General features: G+C 45.9%; 23 protein-coding genes. 9 read left to right on the top strand and 14 right to left on the bottom strand.

From position 1 onward, the window contains the following. Nucleotides 1-103: 103 nt before the first annotated feature. The 5 genes from CHH75_RS11625 to CHH75_RS11605 all read left to right on the top strand — a co-directional run bounded on the left by CHH75_RS11625 (nt 104) and on the right by CHH75_RS11605 (nt 5,227). Nucleotides 104-778 (top strand): response regulator transcription factor, encoded by a 675-nt coding sequence (locus CHH75_RS11625; protein WP_095398227.1) that lies wholly within the window; start codon nt 104-106, stop codon nt 776-778. Next, entirely contained in the window at nt 779-1,921 is a 1,143-nt protein-coding gene (locus CHH75_RS11620) for a sensor histidine kinase (protein ID WP_095398206.1), read from the top strand. It abuts the gene before it with no gap. A 68-nt stretch (nt 1,922-1,989) separates the two neighbouring features. Then, nucleotides 1,990-2,925 (top strand): ABC transporter ATP-binding protein, encoded by a 936-nt coding sequence (locus tag CHH75_RS11615; RefSeq protein ID WP_095398205.1) that lies wholly within the window; start codon nt 1,990-1,992, stop codon nt 2,923-2,925. A gap of 33 nt (nt 2,926-2,958) precedes the next feature. After that, on the top strand, nt 2,959-4,080 hold the full coding sequence (locus CHH75_RS11610) for an ABC transporter permease (RefSeq protein ID WP_095398204.1): 1,122 nt from the start codon (nt 2,959-2,961) through the stop codon (nt 4,078-4,080). Between the two features lies 1 nt (nt 4,081). Continuing rightward, a complete protein-coding gene (locus CHH75_RS11605) occupies nt 4,082-5,227 on the top strand; it encodes an ABC transporter permease (RefSeq protein WP_095398203.1) in 1,146 nt (381 codons plus the stop codon). A 119-nt stretch (nt 5,228-5,346) separates the two neighbouring features. Here the strand turns inward: CHH75_RS11605 and CHH75_RS11600 are convergent, their stop codons facing one another. From CHH75_RS11600 to CHH75_RS11585, 4 genes are all read right to left on the bottom strand, one after another. Then, entirely contained in the window at nt 5,347-6,057 is a 711-nt protein-coding gene (locus CHH75_RS11600; RefSeq protein ID WP_095398202.1) for a DNA alkylation repair protein, read from the bottom strand. A 122-nt stretch (nt 6,058-6,179) separates the two neighbouring features. Then, a complete protein-coding gene (locus CHH75_RS11595) occupies nt 6,180-6,614 on the bottom strand; it encodes a hypothetical protein (protein ID WP_141235832.1) in 435 nt (144 codons plus the stop codon). Between the two features lie 133 nt (nt 6,615-6,747). Then, complete coding sequence (locus tag CHH75_RS11590) at nt 6,748-7,104, bottom strand: PH domain-containing protein (protein ID WP_095398200.1); 357 nt, start codon at nt 7,102-7,104, stop codon at nt 6,748-6,750. Between the two features lie 2 nt (nt 7,105-7,106). Continuing rightward, nucleotides 7,107-7,658 (bottom strand): helix-turn-helix domain-containing protein, encoded by a 552-nt coding sequence (locus CHH75_RS11585; protein WP_095398199.1) that lies wholly within the window; start codon nt 7,656-7,658, stop codon nt 7,107-7,109. A gap of 164 nt (nt 7,659-7,822) precedes the next feature. On the opposite strand from CHH75_RS11585, the gene CHH75_RS11580 reads away from it, so the two are divergent. Both CHH75_RS11580 and CHH75_RS11575 read left to right on the top strand, forming a co-directional pair. Further along, nucleotides 7,823-8,827 (top strand): alpha/beta hydrolase, encoded by a 1,005-nt coding sequence (locus CHH75_RS11580; RefSeq protein WP_176475534.1) that lies wholly within the window; start codon nt 7,823-7,825, stop codon nt 8,825-8,827. 344 nt (nt 8,828-9,171) lie between these two features. Continuing rightward, nucleotides 9,172-10,089: a helix-turn-helix domain-containing protein gene (locus tag CHH75_RS11575; RefSeq protein WP_095398197.1), complete on the top strand. Its 918-nt coding sequence runs from the start codon at nt 9,172-9,174 to the stop codon at nt 10,087-10,089. A gap of 129 nt (nt 10,090-10,218) precedes the next feature. On the opposite strand, the gene CHH75_RS11570 is transcribed toward CHH75_RS11575, so the two are convergent. The 5 genes from CHH75_RS11570 to CHH75_RS25600 form a co-directional block, all read right to left on the bottom strand. Continuing rightward, complete coding sequence (locus CHH75_RS11570; RefSeq protein WP_255223019.1) at nt 10,219-11,214, bottom strand: hypothetical protein; 996 nt, start codon at nt 11,212-11,214, stop codon at nt 10,219-10,221. A gap of 95 nt (nt 11,215-11,309) precedes the next feature. Further along, entirely contained in the window at nt 11,310-13,121 is a 1,812-nt protein-coding gene (locus tag CHH75_RS11565) for a VirB4 family type IV secretion system protein (RefSeq protein ID WP_095398196.1), read from the bottom strand. Between the two features lie 18 nt (nt 13,122-13,139). Further along, the gene (locus tag CHH75_RS11560) at nt 13,140-13,961 is read right to left on the bottom strand and encodes a C39 family peptidase (RefSeq protein WP_176475533.1); all 822 of its coding nucleotides are present in this window, start codon (nt 13,959-13,961) and stop codon (nt 13,140-13,142) included. Between the two features lie 3 nt (nt 13,962-13,964). Continuing rightward, nucleotides 13,965-14,645, bottom strand: coding sequence for a hypothetical protein (locus tag CHH75_RS11555; protein ID WP_095398195.1), 681 nt, complete (start codon nt 14,643-14,645; stop codon nt 13,965-13,967). A 21-nt stretch (nt 14,646-14,666) separates the two neighbouring features. Continuing rightward, nucleotides 14,667-14,882, bottom strand: coding sequence for a DUF8195 domain-containing protein (locus CHH75_RS25600; protein WP_483310926.1), 216 nt, complete (start codon nt 14,880-14,882; stop codon nt 14,667-14,669). A 39-nt stretch (nt 14,883-14,921) separates the two neighbouring features. Between CHH75_RS25600 and CHH75_RS11545 the strand changes: the two genes are divergently transcribed. Beyond that, complete coding sequence (locus CHH75_RS11545; protein WP_141235831.1) at nt 14,922-15,626, top strand: hypothetical protein; 705 nt, start codon at nt 14,922-14,924, stop codon at nt 15,624-15,626. 97 nt (nt 15,627-15,723) lie between these two features. Here CHH75_RS11545 and CHH75_RS11540 read toward each other — a convergent pair whose 3' ends face one another. Next, on the bottom strand, nt 15,724-16,704 hold the full coding sequence (locus CHH75_RS11540; protein ID WP_176475532.1) for a DUF3991 and TOPRIM domain-containing protein: 981 nt from the start codon (nt 16,702-16,704) through the stop codon (nt 15,724-15,726). 197 nt (nt 16,705-16,901) lie between these two features. On the opposite strand from CHH75_RS11540, the gene CHH75_RS11535 reads away from it, so the two are divergent. Continuing rightward, complete coding sequence (locus CHH75_RS11535) at nt 16,902-17,846, top strand: Rpn family recombination-promoting nuclease/putative transposase (RefSeq protein WP_095398192.1); 945 nt, start codon at nt 16,902-16,904, stop codon at nt 17,844-17,846. A 54-nt stretch (nt 17,847-17,900) separates the two neighbouring features. On the opposite strand, the gene CHH75_RS25595 is transcribed toward CHH75_RS11535, so the two are convergent. The 4 genes from CHH75_RS25595 to CHH75_RS11500 are packed head-to-tail and all read right to left on the bottom strand — an operon-like array spanning nt 17,901 to nt 26,770. After that, nucleotides 17,901-24,476 (bottom strand): helicase-related protein, encoded by a 6,576-nt coding sequence (locus CHH75_RS25595; RefSeq protein WP_483310925.1) that lies wholly within the window; start codon nt 24,474-24,476, stop codon nt 17,901-17,903. Nucleotides 24,477-24,509: 33 nt separating this feature from the next. Beyond that, nucleotides 24,510-24,956, bottom strand: coding sequence for a DUF6075 family protein (locus CHH75_RS11510; protein ID WP_176475531.1), 447 nt, complete (start codon nt 24,954-24,956; stop codon nt 24,510-24,512). After that, a complete protein-coding gene (locus tag CHH75_RS11505; RefSeq protein ID WP_095398187.1) occupies nt 24,940-25,989 on the bottom strand; it encodes a ParB N-terminal domain-containing protein in 1,050 nt (349 codons plus the stop codon). The genes CHH75_RS11510 and CHH75_RS11505 overlap by 17 nt, the downstream gene beginning before the upstream one ends. Continuing rightward, entirely contained in the window at nt 25,979-26,770 is a 792-nt protein-coding gene (locus CHH75_RS11500; protein WP_095398186.1) for a ParA family protein, read from the bottom strand. Before CHH75_RS11500 ends, CHH75_RS11505 begins: the two co-directional genes overlap by 11 nt. Nucleotides 26,771-26,884: the final 114 nt, after the last annotated feature.

Raw genomic sequence — 26,884 nt, 5'->3', positions numbered from 1 at the left:
TGACTGACAGTAACAACTGTTGCTCATAAAGAACTTCCCCTCTATTTCGCCTACCACTATGCGATGTTCTAGTTAGGGTGTTATCCTATTGTTAATCATCGGAATGGGGGTGGACTTATTGAAAATAAAAGTTATTGTCGCGGATGACAACTCCCTTATACGTGAGGGGATGAAAATCATTTTATCCACGTTTGAGGAGTTTGAGGTTCTTGCGACGGTTATGGATGGACAGGAAGCCGTCAAGTATTGTGAGCAATATACTGTAGATGTCGCTTTGCTTGATGTGCGTATGCCTAACATGAATGGGCTGGAAGCAACTAAGCTTATCAGGGAACGCACTTCTGCTAAGTGTTTAATATTGACCACTTTTGATGACGACACCTTCATTGAGGATGCATTAAAATACGGTGCCAGCGGATATTTGCTGAAAAATAACGATCCTGAAAAAATACGCGATGCGATAAGAACAGTGTACAACGGCCACCATGTGTTGCAAGATACGGTTTTGGATAAGATGAGATCCGGATTTAGCCTTAGTCCGAGATATGAAGATGGGGCGAAAAATGCGGGATACAGCTTTGACACTAGCCCGTTCACCGAGAGAGAACTGAAGATTATGGCTTTGATCGCGAAAGGTTTGACTAACAGAGAAATTGCAGAAAAGCTGTTTATATCTGAAGGGACGGTTGCCAACCACGTTACTTCGATATTGGGCAAGACCGGCTTCGCGCATCGTACCCAAATCGCGATTTATTATTTGACCGGGGAAGGTAAGTAGATGAAGCATAACCAGTTGGAATTGTGGATCATCAGCCTCAAAGTCATGATGCTGCTCTATGCGGTCGTTTCATACTTTATGTCCGGTGCTGTTGTATCACCATGGATGAAGTTGTTTATCCTGATCTATGTAAGCTTGAATATTTCCTTTCATTTGATCGGAAGATACCTGAAGCTCGTCATGATAGCATGCTCCATCGCTGTTCTGGTTGTTTTCCATTATGCTCTGTATCCGCTTTTGGTTGTGCTTATTCCTGTTAATTTGTATGAGTTGGCCGCACAGCTGTTTCGAAATCATTGGCTCAGAGCGGCTATTGTGTTCATCCCGCTTGTCGTCCTGCCCAATGAATGGCTGCTGGACTACGGATTGTTTGCCGCACTGGGGTTTGTGTTTTTGACGATGCTAAACATTTACGAAAGCAAGGTGCAGTATTTATCTGATGAAACGGACCGGATGAGAAACGATATACATCAGCTAACGGTGCGGTTGGCGCAAAATGAAGAATTTATGAGGCAAGCGGAGCATGCTTATAAACTGGAGGAACGCAACCGACTGTCGCAGGAGGTTCATGATCAAATCGGCCACTCCATGACAGGAGCCTTGATTCAAATGGAGGCAGCAAAGCGGCTGATGGATAACGATCCTGCAAAAACGGCCGAATTGCTGCAGAATGCCATCCATATCTCCAAAGAAGGCATTGAGCGCATTCGTCTCGTGCTCAAAAATATGAAGCCGCTGACGGAACAGCTTGGATTGCGCCGCATGAAACGGCTTACCGAGCAATTTTCCGCAACGCAACCGATTCGAATATTCTTGACGCATGAAGGCAATCTCGATAGGATTGCCCCGATTCACTGGAAGATCTTCGAGGAGAACATGATGGAATCGTTAACAAATACGATGAAATATGCACAGGCCAGCGTCGTGACAGTCCATATTCAGGTGTTGAATACGATGATTAAATGTATGGTCTCCGATAACGGCAATGGAGAAAGGCAAGTAATCAAAGGAATGGGTATCATCGGGATGGAAGAGAGGGCTTCCACCATCGGAGGGACGGTTATTGTCGACGGTTCAGGCGGCTTTTCGGTAACAACGCTGATCCCTTATAAAAAATGTGAAGAATCTCATGGGGAAGGATGAACTTGTGCACTGGTACAGGTGCATCCTTTTTTATATGATAACCCTATCATGGAGGGGAGGATGCTCAGATGAATGTGCTTGAGATTGAGAAATTAACGAAAAAGTTCGGTGATTTTATCGCCGTAGACCATATTTCCCTTTCCGTAAAGGAGGGAGAAATTTTCGGCTTTCTTGGTCCGAACGGAGCCGGAAAAAGCACAACGATTCATATGATCGTCTCGCTGCTGACCGTTACGGATGGGAAGATCAAGCTACTTGGAAAGGATATCGCCAAGCACCGTAAATTTGCCAAGGCGAACATTGGCGTTGTACCTCAAGAACTGGCTATATATGAGAACATGAGCGCCTATGACAATGTAGCTTTTTTTGCCGGGTTGTATGGATTAAGAGGAGATAAATTGAAGAAGAGTGTGGCAAAGGCGCTGGACTTTGTCGGACTCACGGACAAACAGCATGTTTATCCGGAAAAATTTTCAGGGGGTATGAAGAGGAGACTGAATATTGCTTGTGCCATCGCCCATCAGCCTCAATTGATCATCATGGATGAACCGACTGCGGGGATCGACCCACAAACGAGAAACTATATTTTGCAATCCGTCAAAAAGTTGAATGAAGCGGGCTGCACGATTATTTATACAAGCCACTACATGGATGAAGTAGAGGAAATTTGTTCACACATCGCCATTATCGATCATGGGAAAATCATCGTGGAAGGGACCAAAGAACAGCTCAAGAGCATTATTGCAGAGCAAACTCAAATTGAAATCGAGGTTCGATCTGCGGAACACTTTCGCGCAGAAAAATTGCAAGGCATTGTGGGCGTGAATACCGCCCATATGACAGATGACAAAGTCATTATAAGTACGGCTGCGGAAGTGAACAACATGAATGACATTATTCGCATGTTGATCAGTGAAAATGTGAAAATTGTTTCTATAAAGACGATGCGGCCTAGTCTGGAAACGGTCTTTCTGACGCTGACAGGCCGAAGTTTGCGTGAATAAACATGAAAACTGGAAGTTAAGGAGGTGCAGCCGTTGAACGTTTTACGAATCGCACTGAAAGAGCTGAAGACGTTTCGTGATCCGAAAATGTTGGTATTTATGCTGGCGACTCCCCTTTTGCTTATGTTCATTTTGGGGACGGTGCTCAGCAATGCCTTTAACAGTAGTGCTGAGATTAATGAAATAAGGTTGCTTACTCAGCTTGAAACCGGTGATAGTATGCTTCAGGAATCTTGGGAGTCGTTTGTTCGAGTAGCGGAGCAGTCCGGGTTCTTTTTTGAACAAGCGGGGAGGGGCTATGAAGCAGCCGTACAGGATGTACAGAACGGTCGCTACACGGGGTATGTGACGATTTCTGGCGACGGGATAGAATACTATGGCAACGATCGCAGCGAACTTGAAAATAGTATGGTTAAAGGAATGCTTACCGCATTTGCTATGGGATACAATCTCGAAACCGTGATCACAGGAAGGGAAAGAGTGGACGATACAGCGGCGCAAAGCATAGACAATGTAATCAATCATGTAGAGGAGGTTTCCATACATGCCGACAGGCAGCCGGGTGCAATGGACTATTATGCGATCACCATGACAACATTAATCATCCTTTTTAGTGCTTTGACGGCCGGGCAGCTAATGGAGAGCGAACGGAAGCGAAATACAGCGCTGCGGTTGCTGGCAGCACCTGTTACAAGACTGCAAATTTTTATCGGTAAAATTGCCGGAACGTTTTTCTTGAACGCCATGTTTGTTATCCTTATTGTTTTTTTTAGCTCGATGATGTTCGAAGCCTATTGGGGCGAGCGACTTGCTTTGGTATTTGCTGTCTTGTTCTCGCAAATTGTGTTTGCTCTCTCGCTCGGCATCGGGATGGGTTATTTGCTTCAAGGCAGCGCATCTGGAGTGGTGCTTATGATCATCGTTCAGCTGGAAGCTTTTTTCGGCGGCGCTTATTTTGCCATTCAAGATGCTGGTGGCTTTCTGGGGGTGTTGGCGAATATGTCTCCGCTTGGCTGGACGAATCAAGGTATCTTCCAAGCCATATACACAGAAGCGAGTTCTGCCGCCACTCAGGCTATGCTGTTTAATATTTGCGGCGCCGCATTGTTATTAATTGCGACGACATATTTACTGCGCAGGCGGGAGGGGCTGTAAATTGAAACAAACGATTTGGCTTGTACGAAAAACCTTGATAACGACATTTAAAAATTATCGAAATTGGGTTGTTTATTTGCTGTTGCCCGTCATCGGTATTGTACTTGCCTCTCTAATGTTTGCAAATTCGTCTACCAGTGCATTGTACATTGGGATCGTCAATCAAGATGGCGAGCAAAGTCTTACGAAAGATGCGATCTCTTTCGTAGACAATTTGGATAATGTATCTACAGAAATCATCAGCGAGTCGGAAATGAACGAACGCCTTGTGGCGGGAGAACTGGATGCCGTATTCATTTTTCCAGACGGATTTGCCTCGACTTTGAGCAGCGGAAATCCTCAGAACGTTCGAATCGTATCGATCCAAGGACAAGCGGTCACGTCATATGTCAAGTCGTATTTCAACATGTGGATCGCCAGAATTGCGGCTATAGGTGACGTGGCGCAAGGCGAGGAGGATTTCAGGGTGCTGTACGAACAATATAACGAAAGTGATTTTCAGTTGTCTACTGTTCAAATTGAAGATCAATCCGTATCAAACAGCATGTCTAAACAGTCGATTGGTTATCTGCTTATTTTGATGATGTTTTCCGCGGTCAGTTTATCTGGAATAATGATCAAGGAAAAAGAAAACCGAACTTATCAGCGACTGTTGTGCGCGCCTGTGACGGGCAATATGTATACAGCATCCAATATGATTGTAAACATGCTGGTCATGATGCTCCAAATTGGAGTTACATTGCTAGTTATGATGGTCTTTTTTCAAATGAGCCCGGGCATATCGGCTTGGCTGCTGTTTATCGTTTTGATGTTTTTTGCCCTGGTAGCGGTCAGCTTGTCTCTCATGATCGTTGCACTTGCGGACAATTCGATGAAGGCCAACGCCTGGCAGACCTTGATCATTATTCCGACTAGTCTTTTGGCCGGATGCATGTTCCCGGTAGAGGTCATGCCGACTTACATGCAAAGTATCGCAGAATTTTTGCCGCAATATTGGCTGCTTGAAACGATTGGTCAACTGCAGGAGGGCAGTATGCTCAGTGACGTCTTGTTGAATCTTGTTATTTTGCTGGCCTTCGCATTGATGTTCTTTCTGATTGCCGCATATAAGTTTAGCAGAAGTCGGGAATTAAAAACATTTTACTGAGCTTTCTGTTCTGTCATGCGCTCATCGGCTAAAAATGTGCATTCATGGGCGACATAATAAAACCAGGCAGCCCTTTTGGACAAGAAGGGCTGCCTTTAATGATCTACTTTATTATAACGCTAACTCTTCTTTAAATTTAAGTAGTAGTCTCTTGTACTTTTATCAAACTTCTCGATTGCATACCTTAAGGTGGTTCTGGGCATGGTGCGAGCGTGCTTATTCAGGAAAGACTTCAGCTTTTCTTCGTCTTTTTTGCCGGCTTCACGAATAAAACTGCCAACTGCCTTGTTAATTAATTCTTCCGGATCGTTTACCAGTATTTCAGCGATGGCAAAGGTGTCCTCGGTGTTTCCTTGTTTGATAAAGCTATACGTACTTACCATAGCTGTTCTTCGTTCCCAAATATCAGAGGAGTGTGCCATTTCGTACAGTTTATCCTTCGGTTTATCCAGCAAATAGTTTCCGACTACAGATGGCGCGGCACGATCAACAAAGTCCCAGTTGTTGATTCGATCATGTCTCCTTATATACAGTTCGTACAGTGCCTGTCTTTGATCGTCGGAGATTTTCTTGGACTTGGCCTGAAAATCCATAATGCTCACGGCGCCCATTCTCACTTCATAATAATCACTTTCCAGAAGCTGTTCGACTTCGGTTAAAGGCATATCCGTAAATTGCTTAGCAATTTGGAATACCGTGCGCATGTTGAGACCTAAGCACTTTGTGTTTTCATCGGAACCTTTAAAAAACTTTTTCATTTTTTCGATTTCCGCTTCATTTTGATGTTGCTGCAACTCTTGTATAAAACGTTCAGCGGTAGGATTGGTCATATTTTCAAAACTCCTTTCCATTGACAGGATAATAGTATGCCATATTGACGATTCCTATATTTCTTGTAGATTGCTACAATCTTTAAGAAATCCTCAAGCACGACTGATATTCACATTGTAGATCATTCAGCTTTTCCGGTAAGCTGCGTCGGCTTTCCATTGCGGAGAACCTCCACATCAAGAGGAACGTAGACCTCGAATCGTGCATCACAATTTGCTAGACCAAAACAAGTGGCTTTCAAGTTCAACGTATTGTCGACCAAGCTCCAGTCTGCGTCAACCGAGCCGTTTTTAACGTGTAGTTTTCTCACTACCTTCACATTTTCACGTTCTTCGGCAAAAAGATCGGTTGGAATACTATTCTGTATCACGTTTAATGTAGTTCCGTCAAATTCAAATTCTTTTTCTTCAGGTTCAGCTTCCAAATATGATGCACATGACACTAAAACGATTATACCGACGAGAAAGAATAGCCATTTTCCAGCCTTGATCAAAAAATCCCCTCCATTTGCAATTTCAATGAGGAAGAGTATATAGTAGCTATAATCTTTTGTCAAATTACGGATCAGTTCATAAATTTCTTCTTCATTGACATACTTCAGATAGACGGATGCAAACGGGTCGTCGACGCGGACTTGCATACGTGTCATATTATCGAAAATCGTTAAGTTATGTTTCAGAATAGGCAGATTATAAATGCTGACAGCGGGCCGTTAACTGCTGCTTGATTTGTTCAGGCTGTTCGGTTTCCACAACGATACGCTGGTATAAAGACGAAGGAGCTAATTCGAGAATGACGACTGAATGTCGTTTCGAGTAGGCCATAAAGGTGCGTTTTCCGTTATGGAGAAAGCGTCCAGTCCGATAAAAGGGCAGAGATACCCCTCCAGTTGGCAATGCCGTGACGCGCTCTTGGAATGGTCCTGTCTGCACGGACATAATCGCGGAATAAGGAATTGTCAATTTGCGCTTGAAACCTGTAATGGCTGCTAACCCGGAAAACGACAAGACGACTTCAGCAGCGTCAAAATGAAATTGAGTATTCATCGTTATTCTCCTTTACTTGGTGGTTTTTGAGGTTGCGGAATCATCATCGAAGCAAAAAGTCGCGTTTTTCGCTCAGAAGTTGGCTTATTCGCCGCAACCTTGTCCAGCAGCTCATTGATGGTTGCAACGAAGGACGCAAATTCTTCATCCGTCATATGGAGCGGTGCATTCCAGTAGCCGAATCCGTCTGCCGCGTACTGCTTAACCGGTGTTTTGCTCAGATAAGCGGTTGCCTGTTGCAGCAGATTGGTATGGAAGACGGAGAAGTACCGCAGATGGTCCTCTTGAGAAGCGGAGTATGCTTCACTTTCTGAAATGGACAAATTTTCTTGTACGGCAGCATAGACGCGTTCTTCTTGTCCATGTATTTTGTTGACTTGGACAACTTCAATCAAGTTGGATTCCAGCATCAGCTTCATATGGCGGTATAAGGTTGCTTGCGGCACATCCCCAAGTGCTTCCACCAATTGCATAATGGTTTGAGGTTTTCCCGCAAGCAGCTGTTGAATGATTCGCATCCGTACAGGATGAAGCAGTAAATCGGTTTTTTTCACAAGTATCACCTCGTATTTGTATAGGTTGCTGAAAGTGCAACGATAAGGATTGCTTGACTATCTATTATTATTTTATATAATGATAATAGCATGATTGAGATAAGATTGCAAATGAAGCTCGTTGGAACGGGATGAACGAACAACAAATGAAAGTAGGGTTGAGTATGGCATCAGAACAAAAATCAAAGTTGTTTAAGAAGCGATGGCCGAAAGTAGTGCTGATTATCGTGTTGGTGCTTGTAGTGTCAGGAATCGCGGGTTCCAATTACCAAGATCGAAGCAAGCAGGCGGAAGCCACCCGATATCCGCCATTGGGCACAATGGTTGAGGTCGAAGAGAAACAGATGCATGTGTACGCACAAGGTGAAGGAGATATGACCATTGTGTTGGCTTCGGGGCATGGCACGGAAAATCCATATGTGGATTTCTACCCGTTGCATGAGAAACTCTCGGAGCAGGCCAGGGTGGTAGTTTATGATCGCTTTGGTTATGGCTGGAGTGATCAAACATCGGTTCCAAGGGATATTGATATCATTACGCAAGAATTGCACACCTTATTGCATGAGAGCGGGGAGAAGGGCCCTTATCTTTTTGTCGCACATTCCATTGCATCTCTGGAAACTATTCGCTTTGCCCAGATACATCCGGAAGAAGTTGCGGGTATTGTTCTGCTTGATGCTGGCAATCCAACATTTTACGAGACCTATGAGACACCTTCGAAAGCAGCTCAAAAGATCATGCAAACGTTGAAAAACACCGGCGTGCTGCGTATGCTATCCCATATTGATTCCGTTACCGATACCTTGCTTCAGCCAGAAGAAGGATATGGGCAACATATTCCTGAGTCGCTCAAGAAATTGCAGCTTGCGATGTTCTTGAAAAATTTTTCGAATGACACAGTCATTGACGAAATGCTGCATCTGCAGTCTAATGCTAAAAAAGTAATCGAGGCCGGTCATCTTGGGGATCTTCCGCTAATTTGGTTCACATCGGGAATCAATCAGCAAGCGATCCAGGGGTGGTCGGAGTCTCAGGAAGCGTTGGCGGAATGGTCTACAAACAGCAAACAAATAATATTAGATAGCGCGGGCCACTATGTGCATCACCATGAACCTGGACTTATCATCGAGGAAATTTCGAATCTGACAAAAGCTTTGCTTCAAAAATGAAAGGAGCAACTCGCGGTTAACAAGAGGGGCTGTGTTTGTCTGGCTATTCGACTGACCGACTGACAGGCGAGCTCTGCCTTTCGTAGAACGCACCTGCGTGGAAATGGATGGAGGAATTCGAATGGAGAGGCAACAACCCGGATTAGTAACTGCATGGGTTTGATTACAGAATTACTATCTAGCTATCTCACCTGCAAAAACTCGCTTAACGAGTGTTTGCAACGAGTAAAATCGCGATGCTACGCAAAAAAAGCGAAGGTGCAACCGGAAAATGGCAAGGTTGCAACCTCTGATAGATAGATAAATAGTGGCTGTCGGTTTACGATAAGGGTGAGGTGAAGAGAATGGAATTTTATCAAAAACTAAAAAAGCTGAGGGCACAAAAAGGATGGTCCCAAGAGGAATTTGCTGAAAAGCTACAAGTCTCCAGACAAGCAATTAGTAAATGGGAGAACGGTCAAGGATTTCCGGAAACAGAAAAACTGGTGAAAATGAGCAGGCTATTCCAGGTTTCGCTCGATTACCTGTTAAAGGATGAAGATCAGTCCATTGGAGAACACGGAACGACTGAGGAAGGCTATTATGCCAGTCAGGAAGTTGTGGAAGCCTATCTTTTAAGTAAGAAGCAGGGTGCCAAAAAAATCGCCGCCGGAGTGGCTATTCTTATAGCCTCAATCTTATTGCCTATGTATTTTCAAGAAGCGTTTAGCTATGTGTTGTTTATGATGGTCGTTGCTGTTGGAGTGGCTATCTTGGTGTGGCAAGGCTTTAGCGTAAAAGCGTACAAGGAACTTGAAACACAACCATTAGTTTTTGATGATTCGTTTATTAAAGATTTTAGACAGAAAAACTTGGTCAATCGTAAAAGGTATGGAATATTAATCGTCACCGGAATTGTGATCATTATATTAAGTTTTGGGATCCCTTTTTTGACTAACGACACTGGTCAGGCTGATAGAGATCCCCTCTTAGTGCTAATGCCGCTGGCATGGGCATCTGCTGTGTACTTGTTCATTATTGCAGGGTCGGCATTGGAGGGCGAACGATTGGTTACCAACAATGAAGAATATGTAAAGGAATATGAGAAAGATGAGGAATCGAGCAAACATGGCTGGATTCATGCGGTAATTTGGCCCTTGGCAGCTGTTGTTTTCCTGGCGATCGGTTTTATTTGGAATGCTTGGCATCCTGGGTGGTTGGTGTTTCTGGTTGCCGCCGTTTTTACAATCGCTTATACTGCATGGAAAAGTAGTAAAGATTGAAAAGGAAGATGGCAGTCCATTCTGACATCTTCCTCCACGATTCAAGGAACTTTCCAAGCATGCTTTTTTGAAAATACTAATACTCATATTTGTATCAATCTGATTTTGAATAACGCAACGTATATTCTTTCAAAATAGTCTATATATCCGACTGTTTACTACAGAATCAAATAGGTCGTGAGAGTTATCTCCGAAAAGAATGTCGTTTCTTATCATTTGAAGCAAGTAGGAGTGTAAACTTTCAGGTACAAATAATCCTATTACATGTACAGGCAGGTCTTTGCATCGCTCTATAGCCCGATAAAACATCGGCAATTCGTAAGGCATAGCCGAGCCGCAAAGTATACGAATATCTGCTTGTATAAAGGATTCTTGTACCCTAGGATCACCCAAAACTCCACAATCCGTCACAATAAAGTTATAATCGCGATCAAACTCAGGGGTTAAATAAAAATTAGCCCCCTCAATTACATAAGAGTTCCCCGATTTCTCCGGCTCGAACAGATGGATAATGTGAGCCAAATGCTTGCTCGTATTGGCTTCTAAATAACAGGCATTCCCTCCATGGGCTTGAATCCAAAAAACTAAATTCATTGCCGTTGTCGTAACGCCTACCCGTCGATCGCTACCAGCTATGGCAATTCGAATGTTCTTACAGTCAAAAATATATTTCTCTTCATCAGGTTGATTTGTTTCCGACGTTGCCTCTACTGGTTCAAAGGAAACAGAATGAGTATAACGCTGCATCCCTTGCTCCGAAAAACAATCTTGTATTTCTAATAACATCGTCTCAATACTTTTTGAAGTTACTACATTCGTGATTCCAGCCCGGATCAGTTGTTGAAGAAAAGGGCTACTCTCCGGCAGCCCTTCGGCAATGACAATGATTCGAATTTCATACATCGTTTGAAACGATAACAGAGCTTGAAGCATTTCCTCATCAGATTCCATTACGGCTTTCCGATCAATCGTTACGTATCGAACGTGACTAAAATGCCGCATGTCTTTCACCACAAAGGATAGAAGCGAGAATTGTCCGGTCAGCTTTTTTACCGGCAATTCTTGCTCCGTCTCTAATTGATCCAGTAAATTCACATTCGTATTGCTGGTCAGATACAGAATCATGGTCATCCTTCTTTCATAAACAATAGGATTGATCCTACAATTACGATGACAATATAAATGAAAAGCTCGATGAGTTGCTTCTTTTTATTCATCATTCATCGTCCTCCTGCGGCTCCCATATAAGCAAACTTGTACTCGGGAATCTCGAAGTGAACGTGCATTCGTTTGGAGCCGATCATAAGCAGAGCGTGTTCGCGCTTTTTACTGGCGAGAAGCTCCTCTTCAGCTTCAGTTAAGTTGTACAGTTCCCGAGTTTCTTTGAGGTTTTGTCCATCGGTTCCCATCAGGATTTTGATGCAAGGAATATCGAGCAGCGCTTGACCGTACATCTTCACTTCAGGAGCCAGAAAATCCACGACGCTGTGAGAGATAATGGCCAAACTCGCTTCATATTTCCGTGCTCGCTTCTCGACGTTCCGAAGAAAAACTAGACTTTGCGGAACGTTCGGGTCGATCATGAGATAGGATTCATCACAGATTAGCAGTACCCGTTCATTCCGATCCTGCGACATCTGCTCCCAGCACCAGGATAGCAAATTGAAGTATTGCGTTCTCTTGATGTTATCGGACGTATTTTGAAGCGAATGCGTATCCAGACAAATGCAGCGGCTGCGGGTTTGAATGGTGCTGTGGCTATTCCATAAAAAAGAATCCCCGCCGTGTGCAATATCGTGCAACAGCAGGGATAATTCTTTATAGATGTCATCCTGTGTCGCTTGTTCCTTGGCAGAGATAAGGTTGTGGAGATCAGAAAACGTTGGAAAGTCCACGGAATTCAGTTTAGTGATGTCGGTGGTCCATGTGATTTGAAATTGATGATATAGCTCGATTAAACATTGCTTGAGAACGGCTTTTTGCATCATTGTAAGGTCAGGGATGTAAAGATTAAAAAATATCTCCAAATTTTTGAGATGCAAGGCCATATCCGACATGCCGTTTCCTTCATCCTTATAGAGCGGATGCTCCTCGTCATCATCGTCACGAGGAGCTGGGCGAATTTGCAACGGATTGATCTTTCCGCCTGCGCCGCCGCCGGCATTGATCCAATCGCCGTTTAAGCGCAGAGTTAGCTCTTTGTACTCGGATTCGGGGTCCACGAAAATGATTTTGGTTCCTTTCATGTACTCGCTAAGCGCAATATGTTTAACCGCCGTCGATTTGCCCACACCGGCTATGCCCATCACCACGATGTTGGAATTCGTTCGATCCCCGCCGCGCCGCCATAGATCAACAATAATCAGTCCGCCGCTGGCGTCCTTGGCTAGGTAATAGCCGGTTCCATCATTGAAGCCACTGCTGGCAAACGGAAAACCACCCACGAAGGTACTCATCGGCATGATTTTGTTCAATACATTTTCGATTGGCTCCTGAGCAGGATATAAAGGCGACAAATGGGTGTAGCTTTCTTTCTGAAGATGAGCAAGCGTGCGAATTTTACAGCGCATCATGCTGAATGTGTTTTCAACGCGGCGACAAGCTCGGTTGAATAGCGTTTCTTCATGGGCAAACGGCATGACGACCATGTTCATGAGTCCTACCGTTTCGCCGTTTTGGTCAATTTGCAGCATGATTTGCTCGCCGTCCGCTGCCGCTTTTTCTGCCCGCTGGCGGGTAAGCGGGTCTTTGGCGCTGTCGGCCAGACTGCGTTTTTGGGTAATGGACTTGGAAATAGCATTGATTAAGGCGCTGTTGTCAATCGGCTGAAAACCGATGGCGACCATCGTAGCAGGCAGATTGGTGAGAGGGGAGAGCCAGCCAATGTCCACTTTTTGCGGGTATTGGATGACGCCATACATTTTAGCTGCCTCTTCTCCGACGGTAAGGCCCGCACGTGAAAAACCAAGGCCCATTGGTGTAATGGCGTTCAACAGAGATGCATTAGAGGATACGTTAGCATTGCGTGACATAAGAAGTGCCAACTCCTTTCATGAAATGATCCAAAACGGTCCGCCCGCCCCAGCGTTTTGTCGGGCTTCAGTTAGGATGATATTGAAATCCCAAGACTGCTCGCTCCTTTTCTTGCTAGCCGGGTCAGCGACTAAAATGTGCCCATCTTCCGTAACGCCGCGCAGAACAATGAAATGGCCGGATGAAGTGAAATGCCCTTTGGCCATAATGGCGATAACGAGCTTACCGGCACCCAGAGCATCGACGATGGTCTGCTTATCCTTAACGGTCGCACCAGTTACCTGTAACCCAAAATGTTTGGCTCCGTCTGGAATCAAGCTGTGGTAGCTGCCGGTGCCTTCTGCCAAATAGCCATTGTCATAGGCCCACTTGGACATGGTGACCGGATCAACCGTTTGACCGGTTAGCGTGGAGACCACAATGGAAAGAGAAGTCGGGCCACAACCTGCAACACCAATCGTATCGTTTGGGCCGTAAGGCTTGTCTGCCCATCGGATATCTAGTTGGTTAAAGTACACGACTTCTCGGCCGCCGTCCTGGAATACGACACCTTCGTATTGCTGGCCATTGCTTTCCTTGTAACCCTCTTCATCTGCTTGCAACAATTGCGTGTATCCGTAATCGGAGCGTAAATCTTCAACAATTGGAGCTTCATTGGGAGTGAGCCAGATTTTGAGGGATTCAATCGGTGAAGTTAACAGTTGTAAAATCATGGCGACGAGAAGCAAAAGCGCGACAATAGGAACGGCGATTAGAAGGAGGAGACGTTTGCGCGCTTCTTCGTCAGCAGCCAATTTTGCGGCAAGTTGCGCTAGTAACTTAGCCGTTGATGGGTCCATGCGTTATCCCTCCCTGAAAAATAAAAATGGGATGGCTTCCTCTGGGTCATCTTGATCGAGGTGACTGTAAGCCGGATTGTTCACCAAATTGCATAGTCGAACAATCTCTTGCTGCTTAAGAAGTTGAGCCTGCACTCCGGCATCTTCAAAATGCTGGACAAGTCGTTTAGCCTTGTCCAATAAGTTGCGTTCATCGCCCTGTTCTTGTCGTTGCCAGAGCGTCAAATAAAATTGCCGCTCAACCACTTCACCGGATAGAGACAACGTGTTCATCTCCATCAATTCTTGTCGCAGCAGTTCTTTTTGTGTAGCATCGGCGGAGGGGAGCAAGGAGGAAAGATCGGTAATTAAGGGGGAAATATCGACCGGTCGGCTGACAGCCAGAAATTTAAAGGGGAATCGAATAGAAGAAAGCTCGGCGGTTAGCTTTCGGATAAGAAGCCGCTTTTCTGCGAGGCTTAACAGGTCAAGGCTGATTGGAAAGAGGCGAAGGTAAGACAGTACCCAGCCGTCCAATGTAAACAGGAAATGTCCTTGAATATCTTGAACGTTGACGAATTGTTGCGCCGTTTGATCAGCCGCATCACTCGTCGCTTGCGATCGTCGCTTGCTGGTTCGGAGGAAAAATAGAACTGCTCCTCCGCCTATGAGGCAGAAGAGCAGGATGAGGATCGGCAGCAGCATGGAAGCAGCACCATCCTTTCATTATTTTAGTGGAGCGATATGCCAATCGGAGAACAAGTTATCAGATATTGTGATTGAACTTTGAAGTTGTAACGTGAGCATCCCGTCTGGTGTCCAAGCATCCAATACACGCGTAATCGGGGTATAGGAACCACCGGGGTACCAGATGGGCGTGAAGTGTACCCGACTTTGGTAGGTGGAGAAGACATTCGGCTTTAACCAGAGGTTGGCGTTCAATCCATAATAGATATATCGAATACTGGACTATTTAAAGTAATGGGTGGAAAAGGAATACTTGAAGAAACAATGAAGCGGGTGTTTTGGAAAAACCTCTATCCTAAAATAGATACATGGAAAAAATTGAAGGAAGAAGGCAATGACACAGAAACTATATTGTTACGTTATGCAATTGCGCACATTCATGAACTACTTGAAGATAACACACCTTTGTATAGCACAGAAGAAGTTTATATTGCTCCTCCGCTTACAACTAGAGTTAGAACAGGATGTATTTTGAAAAATAAAAAGGATGATCTTTACTATGTAGTTCTATCCCCTCCATGTGATTTGGCTGTACATAATGGAAAGATGAAAACTGATAGAGTAATGCTTTGTGAAATTGATGATTATAAAATTGTTAGTCTCGAAGCTATAGGCTCTACAGGTGCAGCCAAAAGAAAAAAAGCCTTATTACCAGCTATAAAAAATAACGGTAGAGAATACTATCATTGGCTCCCGAAGAACAGTATTTTTGAAGGTGGATACATTAATTTTCGAAAAGTAATTAATTATTCACCTGAAGAATTAAACGTTGAGTTCTATCCTCCAGAACTTAGAATACAAGATTCAATAGTAAAAGATATTCTTGGCAGATTTTCTTCGTACTATGCTCGCCAAGGTCAACCAGATTTTGACTTCGAAAAAGAAGCGGAAACTATTATTAAACTATTAGACGCCGAACTTGTGGAAGTCAAAAGTTAATAAAAGACAGAGCTCAAAAAAGTGAGAGTACATTGACAACATTAAAGAAACTGCTTTTCTATAAAATTATAATGATATGAGCCTCTAAATTCATTATTTATAACTCAATACCGTAATCTAGGGTTCCACATCTTTCTTTATTATGAATTATATTATGATAAGCTAGCAAGTCTCCATTCAAATCCTCAGTAACGGGTGTTGCTATAACGGAAGTATAACCCAAATCAAGATATTTCTTTACAAAATTTAAGGCGGCCTCTTGTCCCCAATTAGGGGCAGGGCTGCCGTTTTGGAATGTGGCGTCCTTGTCATTATCAAGGAAAAAAACAATTTCTGCAATGTTTGGATAGTAGTGTAGAAAGCGTTTCAAAGCCTGATCGGATAGGCATCCTAGCGAAATTCGGTGATCAGTCTTCCAATCCTGACTGGCTAATTTGGCTAAAGTCGCGTGGCTCATGGCATCAATAGGACTTTCACATACATAAACCTTATGACTGTTCCCAACGATATGAAACGGATAGCTTTTATCTGAATAAGGTCGATCCTGCTTGAAAGGGTGCTCCAATCTTGTGCCGCGCAGGGAACAATATTTGACCATTCCTTCATGATCGTATCCGACAAAAACACAATTTCCGGATTTGTCTTGATATAACTTTTTCTCATGCATCAGACAAGACACAATTTCTGGATCAATGCCTCGAACATGAATGAGATACCAAGCGACCCGCCTGAAGTTAGGCGCTTTTTCAGGAAGTACAAGTTGGCCTTGCTCTTTAACAGGTTGAGATGTCGGTTGGTATTGTGGCAACTCGCTTTCCAAGAGATAAGCCACAGCTTTTTTAAACTCCATATTCCAGAACTGCATGACAAAATCGATAGGCCCACCGTGGGTATCGGTCGAGAAATGATAGTATTTGTTGTTGTCTTTAAAGAAGTAGAGGCCGCCGCTTTGCTTTGCATGTAAGGCGCGGCGGCCTCCATTTTCGAGGATATAGCCGTTTGACTTGGCAAAGTCGATGAGATTGACACGATTTGCTCTGGAAATTTGTTCCTTGCTAAAGGGCATTCCTTTTTTCATCGTCGTTCCCTCCATATCCATGCGAAACGAAAAAGGATTCGTTTGAGAGGCAAATGCGATTAACGCGACGCGGTTAGCCGGAATCCTTTGCTTGGGTACAAGATAAAAGCTTTGCCTTGTTCTGTCGTCTCTGTTTCGTTGTTATTCCATAAGATCAACGATATAATAAAGGAAAGAAACCGATTGGGGTGATACGATTGAATGCCGATGACCGTGAGGAAACAATACACCAGCGTCATGATACGTCGTATCGCTTTCTGCTTTCCAGCAAGAAGCTATTTGTAGAATTGCTCCGTTCTTTTGTTCATAAAGGATGGGTGCAGAATATCGATGAAACCAACGTACAGGAGATTCCGCATTCCTTTGTCCTTCAGGACTTCAAGCGTCAGGAAGCTGATTTGGTTTATCGGGTGAACTTGAATGGTCAGGACGTTGTATTTTATTTGCTTTTGGAAATGCAGTCCAGCGTAGATTTTCGGATGCCTTATCGTCTGTTGCTTTATCAGGTGGAGATTTGGCGATACTTGTTGAATGACGACAAACAAGCTGGGGCCAATCGAAAAACGTTTCGTCTACCGCCCATTGTGCCGATTGTGTTGTATAATGGAAAGAAGAGATGGGGCGCTGAGCGGCAGTTCCGAAAGTTGCTGAACCATGAACAGATGTTTGGTTCTGAATTGCTGGATTTTGAATATTTACTCATTGATGTGGCTCGATATACCGAAGAAGAATTGCTGTCCTTGTCCAATACGATTGGTTCAGTTTTTTTGCTCGATCAAACGGAAGATCAGGCACAATTATTGGAACGACTCGGCAAGCTGATGCATACGATTCAACAATTGCCGGAAGACAGCCAGCAGAAGTTTGTGGCCTGGATGTCGAATGTTTTGAAACAACAGTTGCCTGAAGGCGAATCGTATATTGAAGAACTTGTGAAAAACGTGAAGGGAGGCGCAGCTATTATGGGTTTGGAACAAACGTTAAAAAAGATAAGAAAAGAAGAAAGATACGAAGGCAAAATCGAAGGGAAAGAAGAAGTGGCCAAACGTATGATTGACTTGGGGGTGGACGCCGCGGTCATCGCTGCCGCTACTGGCTTCTCTCCTGACAAAATCGATCAATTACGGGAAAAATCGCATTGAGTAAAATGACGACCGTTCATCTTCGAGCGGTCTTTTTTTGCTGGTTATGATTAGCTAATCCTCCATCACCATTTCCTCTGCACGTTCCTGGTGCTCAAGCTCAGAACGTTCTTCTCCTGCATCCATTACGATTTCCTGTCCTCGCAATTCCTCAAACTCCAGTGCCGAATTGATTTCAGATTGCCGCGCTACCATCTGCTGTAACTTTTGATCGAATTCAAACGGTTTATCGATTTCGTTCTGGGCAGCGATGAACTGATCATGAACATCGTTGTATTTTTGCTCCGCTTTTGTTAACAAGGCAGGGATTTTATCGATGGCATGCTCAATTCGGGAAAGGTTGCCCAGCTCGGAATCTCCTAAATCGACGGCGTAGCTTTTGGTTCCCTTTATCTCCAAATACATGTTATACAGCGATTGCCGAGTAAAGTTGAGGTCAAACCCTCGAAAAGCCCCAATTCGTAGGGATTCATCGGGCTGCAAGGCTGTCATCTTGAAAAGAAGAAGAAGCATTTCGCCTGCCTTTGGGCGTTCCGTAAATGTTTTCCCATCCAGCTCGATGGCAAATGGGTGGTTCATGGTTGTGCGGGATAATTGAATGTCCGCCTGTAAATCCTGCATCTCTTGTTGCATGTTTTCAATCCGTTGCGGCTGCTGCTTGATTCTGTTTTCTAACATGATGCGTTCATTTTGCCAGTTGGCTTTTAGCAGCTTCAAGCGGGCAACCTCGTTGTCCACATGCATCTTTTCAGCCAACATCGGATTCCCCGTGGCTACAGCTTTCACTTCGGCTGCGGTCAGCACCGTTTCATCAGAGTCCTCACAGGAGCGGGAAATGCTTTTACCCGTCATCACTTGGGAAATGTAGCGCAGCTTCTGCTCTTGAATTTGCCAGAGATACGCATCAAAGGTACCCTTGGTTACGTAGCGGAAAATTTGAACGGTTTCGTTGCGGTTGCCTTGGCGCAAAATACGCCCGTCCCTTTGCGTAATGTCGGCTGGCCGCCAAGGACAATCCAGATGGTGCGCGGCAATCAGCCGGTCCTGCACATTGGTTCCCGTTCCTAATTTCACTGTGCTTCCAAGCAGAACACGAACGGCTCCACTTCGCACACTTTCAAAAAGCTGTTCTCGTTGTACATCGGTCTTGGCGTCATGAATAAAAGCAATTTCCTGCTCTGGCACGCCGCGCAGCATCAATTGTGTCTTGACTTCATTATAAACGTTAAACTGTCCAGGCTTGGGCGTACCGCTGTCACAAAAAATCATTTGCGTGAGTCGATCCGCTTGCGTTTGCTGCCAGATGTCAAAAACATGGCCGATGCAGCGATTCAGTTTGGAAAGCGGATCGGCGGGAGCATCTTCGTCCAACAAGCGGGGATCAATCGACATAAGTTTGGCTTCATGCGTGAGTTTAAGCATGTTGTCTTCGGACGCATCCACGTCATTGTTGCGGATTTTCTCGGCACGAACCACAAACTCGTCCATAATCTGTTGCTGGAAAGGTGAGCACTCACTGACGACAACGGTAGCTTGGCCGTCTTTCAACTGAGGAGTCGGGAGATTGAGCATATCGGCGGTTTGAATATCTGCCACCAGCCGAAACATGTTCATCAGTTCAGGCAAATTGTGAAACTTGGCGAAGCGGGACTTCATCCGATAGCCGCTGCCTTCCGGCGTAATTTCCAAAGAGGTAACCACTTCTCCGAAGGTTGCGGCCCAGTTGTCAAAGAAGTTCAGTCCAAGCTTTTGCAGAAGCTGGGGTTGCAGATAACGTTGCATCACAAACAGTTCAGACATGCTGTTGCTGATCGGTGTTCCTGTGGCAAATACAATGCCACGGCCTTGATTCATTTCCTGCAAGTACTGGCATTTGAGCATCATGTCCGTCGCTCGCTGACTGCTGGCTTTGCCGATTCCGGCAACATTCCGCATTTTCGTAAATGTAAAGCAATTCTTATAGGCGTGAGCTTCATCGACAAACAGCATATCGACGCCAAGTTGCTCAAAGGTAAGCAGGTCATCTTTCTTCTTTTCATTGACCAGTCGCGCAAGCCGGGATTTCAGATTATTCTCAAAGACGACCATCTGTTTGATGCTCCAATTGTCTCCCTTTTCCTTTTTGATCTGGTCAATCATGTGGGCGACATTGCGGATCTCATCCTCCAGCAAGCGTTCCTGCCGTTCGCGGGAGATGGGGATTTTCTCGAATTGGCTATGCCCAATGATAATCGCATCGTACTCCCCCATCGCGATGCGAGAGACGAAACGTTGGCGGTTAGCCAGTGCAAAATCCTTTTTGGTGGTGACCAGGATATTGGCACTTGGAAAGAAGCGCAAAAACTCATGGCCCCACTGCTCGGTGAGGTGGTTGGGAACGCAATACATCGGTTTTTGAACCGCGCCAACGCGCTTTAGGACCATGCCGGCGGCGATCATGGCCGCCGTTTTGCCAGCTCCGACTTCGTGTGCCATCAGAGCAGTGCCGGAATAGAGGATGCGAGCGGCAACATCCTTCTGATGTTTGCGCAGCGCCATTTCCTCGTTCATACCGGGGAACACCAGATGATCACCGTCATAGTGACGGGGACGGATGGTATTAAACTTGTCGTTGTAAATCTTCAGCAACGTATCGGCGCGGTCTTTGTCCCGAAACAGCCAGGACGCGAAGGCTTCCCGCATTTGTTGCTGTTTGGCACGGGCGATCATGGTTTCCTTGGCATTCACGACATATTTGACTTGCTCGTTGCCGTTTGCATCCAAATAGGTGACGGGATCGCGAACGGTAACGCTTTGCAGATTTAGGCTGTTTTCAAAAATTTCATACGCATTGGCGCGGCTTGTGCCGTAACTCTGATTGACTTGGATGGAGGAGCGTTCCAGCGATTTGCCCGACACGCGCCACGTATTGGTATACTCCAGATAATCCACATCTACGGTTTGGCTGTCTTGCAACACCTTGGATGTACCGAAGGTTTCATACATAAACGCTCGGTAAACCCGCACCGGAATCCAGGGGCTTCCGATGCGGAAATCAATATCGCCGGGTAGGAGAGGGGCGGGTTGGACACGGCTCAGCGCTTCTACATTTCGGGAAAACAGGTCAGGATGTTCCTGCGCTTTCAACGTGGCATAGGCCAGCTTGTCTTTCACGTTGCCGGACAAATATTCTTCATCAAGTTCCCAGCCTTCATCAAGATCACCGGTATACGTTTGCGGATTCAGATAGATGCGTTCGCCCAGTTCGTCACGAACATCGTCCGTCGTTTTATGGCACAGATGAGCGATATAGGGCAAGTCGATGCGCAGTCGCTGGTTGAGGCAAATTTGCAACGCTTCAAGCACAGATTCGGTATGATCGGGAAGACGATTCGGCCGAATGGTCGGGCGAGAGAAAATTGCCGCTTTTACCCATGTTTTCTCGGGAGTAAAATCTTCAATGGAACGCAGAAGCGGCAGTTGGTCATCATCGGCAAATGCGCTGGTGTTGGCCCGTTCGTTAATCGCACCATACGAGTTGACAAAGCGGTCATACACTTGATTAAGCCGCCGTTGTGCTGTGGTCAGTTCGGTTTCATCATATCCGTCTTCCCGCGATTGAATGTGAATGACATCAAGCAGCGCGGTTCGGATCTCGCATAAGCCTTTAATTCGCTCCGCTTTTTTGCCTTGGATATCCTGGAGAAGCAATTCACCGTTCTCGCAGTAGTAAATTCGGTTTTCTTCGATGATATACGTGAAATTTTTAGCATCAACGGGTGCCCCGCGGCGTTCTGGTTCGACGGTATCCATGTGTTCCGATGATCGAAAAGAGGGGAATGAAGCAGCCGGAGGCGGGATGGTTGCTTGCAAGGAATGAAGCGCCTGTTCCAAATCAGGGAGAAAATCTTGCCCTTCCAGCGGGACACAAGCGGTGGTTTGCTCCGCGCCATACATGCCGCGATCCCATACCATACGACCAAGCACCATTTCGGGATGAGGTAAATAATAGCGATTAATGGGAACATCGTCTGTTGTCTTTCCAATTTCGACCCACTCGGGCCATTCTTCATTGGAGAAGTGGATGGGCGCGGCACGTTTTTGCAGGAAGACGATATCCGTTGTAACGGTTGCCCCGGCAAGCGATTGGAAGGCCGTGTTCGGAAGACGGACTGCGCCGATCATTTCAGCCTGTTGAGCTAATAGCTTGCGTACACTGGCATCTTGTTTATCCAGTGTGCCCTTGCTGACGATGAAGGCCAAGATGCCGCCGGGTTTTAGCAAGTCCAGTGATTTGATGAAAAAGTAATCGTGGATGAGATAATTGTTCGTGTAACGTTTGTCAAAAACACGAACATTGTGAAAAGGCACGTTGCTGAATATGGCGTCGAAGCGAGTGCTCTCCCAGTCCACTGTCTCGAAGCCTTGCAGACGGATGTTGGCACTCGGGTAAAGCTGGAGGGCGATTCGTCCGGTTAAAGAATCAAGCTCCACGCCATGCAGCTCTGCTTTTTCCCATTCCGGCGGCAGAACGGAAAAGAAGTTGCCTGAACCCATCGATGGCTCCAATAGCTTGCGTCCTGCGCCTTCCGCCAATCCAAAGCGCTTCAATGTGTCGTGAATGGGGCGGATCAGCGTTTGTTCCGTATAAAAAGCAGTAATCGTGGAATTTCGTGCTGCGGCGTACTCTCCTTCATCCAACAATTGCTTTAACTCCGCATATTCCTGTTCCCAACCCGATGCGGTTGGATGGAACGCATTGGCCAAGCCGCCCCAGCCGACATAACCGGCCAATACATGTTGCTCCTCTGGTGTCGCTTGGCGCTGCTCCGTCTCCAATTGCTTGAGCAGCCGAATAGCTTCCACGTTGCGCTTGTATTTGCTTTTTGGGCCAGAGACGTAAGGAGAGCGGGACGGCTCGAAACGGTAGTTGGTTGCGGCGGGAACAGCAATGTCTGGAGCGGTGGCGACAGAAACCGAGCCGTGAGAAGGAGAAAGCGGCGCTGGCGTAGATGAAGCGGGTTCCAATTCGGTTTGTGTCGTGGCGAATGGCGAGTCATTTCTAACCCGCCGCTCCTCTTGCTCGTTTTCTACGAGTTGCTCCGTATAACTGAATAACGTCCATTCCGGCTCTTTCGGTGGAAAGGGAGGGAGGCTTTCGCTATATCTTCCTTCCTGAATCAGTTGCAGAGCTTTGGCAGCGACTTTGTTCCAAGTCAATGTGGCTTCGTGCCTGCCTAAGCCATCTATCCATTCCAGTTCCATGCCTTTGTTGTTGGAGTTGTATCCGCGTAAGCCATGATCAAATCCGCCTAACGCACCGCCAATACCGAATATTGTTTTAAGCCTGGCTGCAAGATCGGTTGCTTTGACAGGATGATTGTCGGTCACGAATTGATACACTTTTGCTTTAAAATTGACTCCCCCTTTGCCGCTTTGCAGCAGAACTTCCAGCATCTCGTCCGCAGAACGGCTTTCGGCAAAGTCATCCTCGGTTTCAGGCGAAAAAAAAGAACCGCTGTCCAGCGGCTCCTGGGATGATTCGGATGAAGTTATCTCGGTTTGAATATGATGTCGTTCAAGATCAGTTCCTCGGCGGTCTCTCTGATCTGATTCAAATGGTGCGTCCTCTCCAGTGTATCGTCGGTCTGTGGCAGCGGGCGGAGCCGGAGAAGCTGTTCGGTCAGGGATTCCATCTTGCTCAGGGCCTCTTGTTCGACTTCGCTCATTTTCTTCATCAGGTCGCCTTGCATTTGAAGAATTAGAAAGCGCTGCGGGTGATGGTTGCGGAGGTAATTCAGCGCCATCCGTCCGTAACGGCCCAGCGGCTGCTCGTCCGCTGTCGGTTCGTTCGAGATTTGCAGATTGGGATAGAGCAGGCCGTCGATCTGGCGATAATTCAAGTTGGGCTTGCTGTTGCTCATGAGAGTAACTCCTTTCGTTATGGAGGATTTTGATGTGACGGGCGATGTCTTTCAACATGGCGTGGGCTATTGTCGTCACTTGATGCCCTAATCGGGCGGCAAGCGGCAGCGAATCGAAATGGACAATGGTGGAGAAGTCCACATCTTCCGGTTCCGGCAGCTTGCAGCGGCAATGAACGAGGAAACGGATACTGTCTTGAACCAAATCCTGCATGTGTTGTTCCAGCCCGCGCCAAGGAATGGAACCAAGCCAATGTTCCTGAATATCCAGTTCAATATCTTGGAACAACTCGTCCATAGTTGATATAGCAGCTTCCCTTGACAAGCTGGTGATGGCTTCGCTCAAATGGGTCGTATCATAAGAAGTCAATCGTCCGGCAAGTTCATTTGGATCAATGGACTCCAGACTCCAAAGCGCGTGAAGCTGTCGGCCTGTCGTTTGTGTGACATCAAATAAATGAACGAGCGAAGGTTGGTCTTGTCGGAAATCGCAGACGGCGATGCTTTTTGCACCGTGTTTCACGCGACGACCGATTTGGTTCCAGACAGGCAAAGGAGCCAGCATGGTGGCTTCAAGATTTTGGCTATAGATCAGCAACGTGTTATCAAAGGAGTATTTATAAATGGAAGAAGCAAAGCGCAAATAGCTTTTCCAGGCTTCTTCGCTTTGGGTCAGTTCTGCAATGGCCGACTCGTATAGATTCCGCAATCGTTCGACTCGACGCATGATGGGCCTCCTTTCCATTGGATTGCAACATGATTAATGCTCCAAGTCGTAATCCACGCGGTTGTCCGCTACGACAGTAGGAACCTCCATATAATCATAGGCGTGCAAGTTGGCATATTCGGAATAGCGCAATTTGGCAGCTTCAAAGAAGTATGGTAAGAGATGGGTATCGAACAAAAAGTACGGGCTGTAGTTTCGGGCGGCGTCTCGATCATCATCCCCGGCATAGCCGTTGTACAAATTGAACGCCAAGCGGGTTAATTTGATGCTGGAACTGGTTTGCCAGCCTTTATTCAAGCCTTCCAGGCGTATGCTGTTTTCATCGAAATCGTACAGGTCACGAACATGGGAACGGGTTTGTTCCGTCAGGCCCAGCAGATAAAACAGCGCTTGGCGATACGGGTCGGTATGGCTGTGCGTCATGCGAATCATGCCTTCATAAAATTGATGATGTTCAAGGTCTTTAAACTTTGTAATCATGGTCATCCTCCTTCGGTTCTTGATTGGGTTGCTGACGTTGATGAGAGAAATACATGTCCAGCGCTTTGTCGATAATCTCCTCTACCTCGCATGCTTTGGCACCAGGCGAAAAATATTTGGCATAGACTTTATGCTTGAGCTTAAAGGGAGTAGGGGACTTGCTGCGCGGCTTGCGAGTGGCTTCGCCGGATAAGATTTTTGCAGCTTGCTCGGTGGTAAGCTTGCCGGAATAAGAACGCAACAAATCGGCTTTCTTCATGTCCACTTTATACTCGTTTCGAGTGAGAACTTCTTCAACGAAGCTTTGCTCGGTCTCCGGTATATACGAGAGGCTGACTGCCGGATAGATGCCAATTTCCCCATCATCAACACGTCTTTTTAACTCAACTATTAAATGGTCAATTCGCAATAATCGGGCAACCGTATTTTTAGATAATCCGTATTCAGCGGCTACAATTTCTCTACTATTTAACTTGTGCCCTATTAGGGCAGAAGTTGAGCTTTCCTTGTCATACTGCGGGTTTTCCAGCTTTTTAAGTTCGTCGATAATGTCGTTGCGCTTCCCTTGGGAGAACATATCGGAGTAACGAAGAGACAGCACCTTGGATTTTTCAGATGGAAGCATTTCGCTAAATGAGCGCTGAAGCACGTTCGTCTCCACTACATACATGAGTGCTTCTTCATCTGTGAGATTTTCCTTTACGATGGCGGGCAAATGCTCCAGACCGACGAGCAGTGCTGCATTCATCCGGTTATGTCCAGCAAGCATCTCGAAGTCACAGCTATTCTCATCCGTCTCGATTCTGCGGATGATGACCGGCACGAGGATACCGTTGCTCTCAATGCTGTTCGCCATATCCGTCAGCCGTTCGCCCTCATATAAGCGAAACGGATGATCTTTGAAAAATCTTATTTTATTTATCGGAATAGTTTGCATACCTCCTTTTGGGTCGGAGGTTTCCTGTGGTTGTTCTGATAGAAGCAGCAATTCGTCGATGCTGGCCAGCTTGGGAACGGGGCGTTTAGTTGCCACTCGCCATCAACTCCTTGGCTAAATCCTGATAAGCTACTGCGACCTTCGATTTCGGATGAAATTCAATAATGCTCTGGCTGTAAAAGTTGGCTTCCCCGACCTTGACGGAATGAGGAATTTGGATATTGAACACACGGAAGGTTTCACGATAATACACTTTCACTAGACGAAATGCTTCCTTATACAGGTTGGTGCGGGTATCGCACATGGTCATCAAGATGCCTTCAATACTGATTCGCGGATTGATTCGCTTCTTTACCTTTACGATGATCTTGAGCAATTGGGTTAAACCTGTTGCAGACCATAGCTGTGGATTCACTGGAATCAATACGCTATCGCTTGCCGCAAGTGCATTGATGGTCAGCAAGCCAAGCGAGGGGTTGGTATCGATAATAATATAGTCGTACTTGGGTTTCATGGGTTCCAGCAGAGAGGCTAGTGTTTTTTCGCCACCTATCTCATCGCGCAGGTTAATTTCAGCAACGGATAATTCAATGTTGCTAGGAATCAGGTCGATGTTGCCATGCGAATGAATGTACTCTTCGGGCGATGGCAGCGGCTCGTCCGTCATCATAGCATTCATCACATTGAACATCGAAAACTGGAGTTTATCTGGCTGCTCAATCCCAAAGCACATGGTCAGATTGCCTTGCGGGTCAAAATCGACCAGCAGCACTTTTTTTCCTTCATTAGATAAGACGTAAGCCAGATTATAGGCGGTAGTGGTTTTACCTGTACCACCTTTCTGATTGGCGATGGTGATCACCGTTGTTTTGGTCATTTCATTTATCCTCCCTGAAGCAATTGCTTCATGTTAATTTGTCAATGGTAGGGAGCGGGCTGGTTCTGTTGTCGTTCTCTCCGAGTTCTCCCCAACGTCCCAAAATGGCTTCAT

The organism is Paenibacillus sp. 7541 (genome assembly GCF_002276395.1).
Classification (GTDB): Bacteria; Bacillota; Bacilli; order Paenibacillales; family Paenibacillaceae; genus Paenibacillus_AQ; species Paenibacillus_AQ campinasensis.
This window is presented reverse-complemented; position numbering and strand designations above follow the sequence as displayed.

Bases quoted from the DNA above. Each gene is read 5' to 3' on its own strand.
- CHH75_RS25595 (WP_483310925.1), bottom strand. From the start codon at position 24,476: ATGCGTCGAGTCGAACGATTGCGGAATCTATACGAGTCGGCCATTGCA.
- CHH75_RS11590 (WP_095398200.1), bottom strand. From the start codon at position 7,104: ATGAATACTCAATTTCATTTTGACGCTGCTGAAGTCGTCTTGTCGTTT.
- CHH75_RS11620 (WP_095398206.1), top strand. From the start codon at position 779: ATGAAGCATAACCAGTTGGAATTGTGGATCATCAGCCTCAAAGTCATG.
- CHH75_RS11560 (WP_176475533.1), bottom strand. From the start codon at position 13,961: ATGGACCCATCAACGGCTAAGTTACTAGCGCAACTTGCCGCAAAATTG.
- CHH75_RS11625 (WP_095398227.1), top strand. From the start codon at position 104: ATGGGGGTGGACTTATTGAAAATAAAAGTTATTGTCGCGGATGACAAC.
- CHH75_RS11565 (WP_095398196.1), bottom strand. From the start codon at position 13,121: ATGTCACGCAATGCTAACGTATCCTCTAATGCATCTCTGTTGAACGCC.
- CHH75_RS11545 (WP_141235831.1), top strand. From the start codon at position 14,922: ATGGGTGGAAAAGGAATACTTGAAGAAACAATGAAGCGGGTGTTTTGG.
- CHH75_RS11555 (WP_095398195.1), bottom strand. From the start codon at position 14,645: ATGCTGCTGCCGATCCTCATCCTGCTCTTCTGCCTCATAGGCGGAGGA.
- CHH75_RS11540 (WP_176475532.1), bottom strand. From the start codon at position 16,704: ATGAAAAAAGGAATGCCCTTTAGCAAGGAACAAATTTCCAGAGCAAAT.
- CHH75_RS11575 (WP_095398197.1), top strand. From the start codon at position 9,172: ATGGAATTTTATCAAAAACTAAAAAAGCTGAGGGCACAAAAAGGATGG.
- CHH75_RS11600 (WP_095398202.1), bottom strand. From the start codon at position 6,057: ATGACCAATCCTACCGCTGAACGTTTTATACAAGAGTTGCAGCAACAT.
- CHH75_RS11580 (WP_176475534.1), top strand. From the start codon at position 7,823: ATGGCATCAGAACAAAAATCAAAGTTGTTTAAGAAGCGATGGCCGAAA.
- CHH75_RS11615 (WP_095398205.1), top strand. From the start codon at position 1,990: ATGAATGTGCTTGAGATTGAGAAATTAACGAAAAAGTTCGGTGATTTT.
- CHH75_RS11570 (WP_255223019.1), bottom strand. From the start codon at position 11,214: ATGATTCTGTATCTGACCAGCAATACGAATGTGAATTTACTGGATCAA.
- CHH75_RS11510 (WP_176475531.1), bottom strand. From the start codon at position 24,956: ATGATTACAAAGTTTAAAGACCTTGAACATCATCAATTTTATGAAGGC.
- CHH75_RS11500 (WP_095398186.1), bottom strand. From the start codon at position 26,770: ATGACCAAAACAACGGTGATCACCATCGCCAATCAGAAAGGTGGTACA.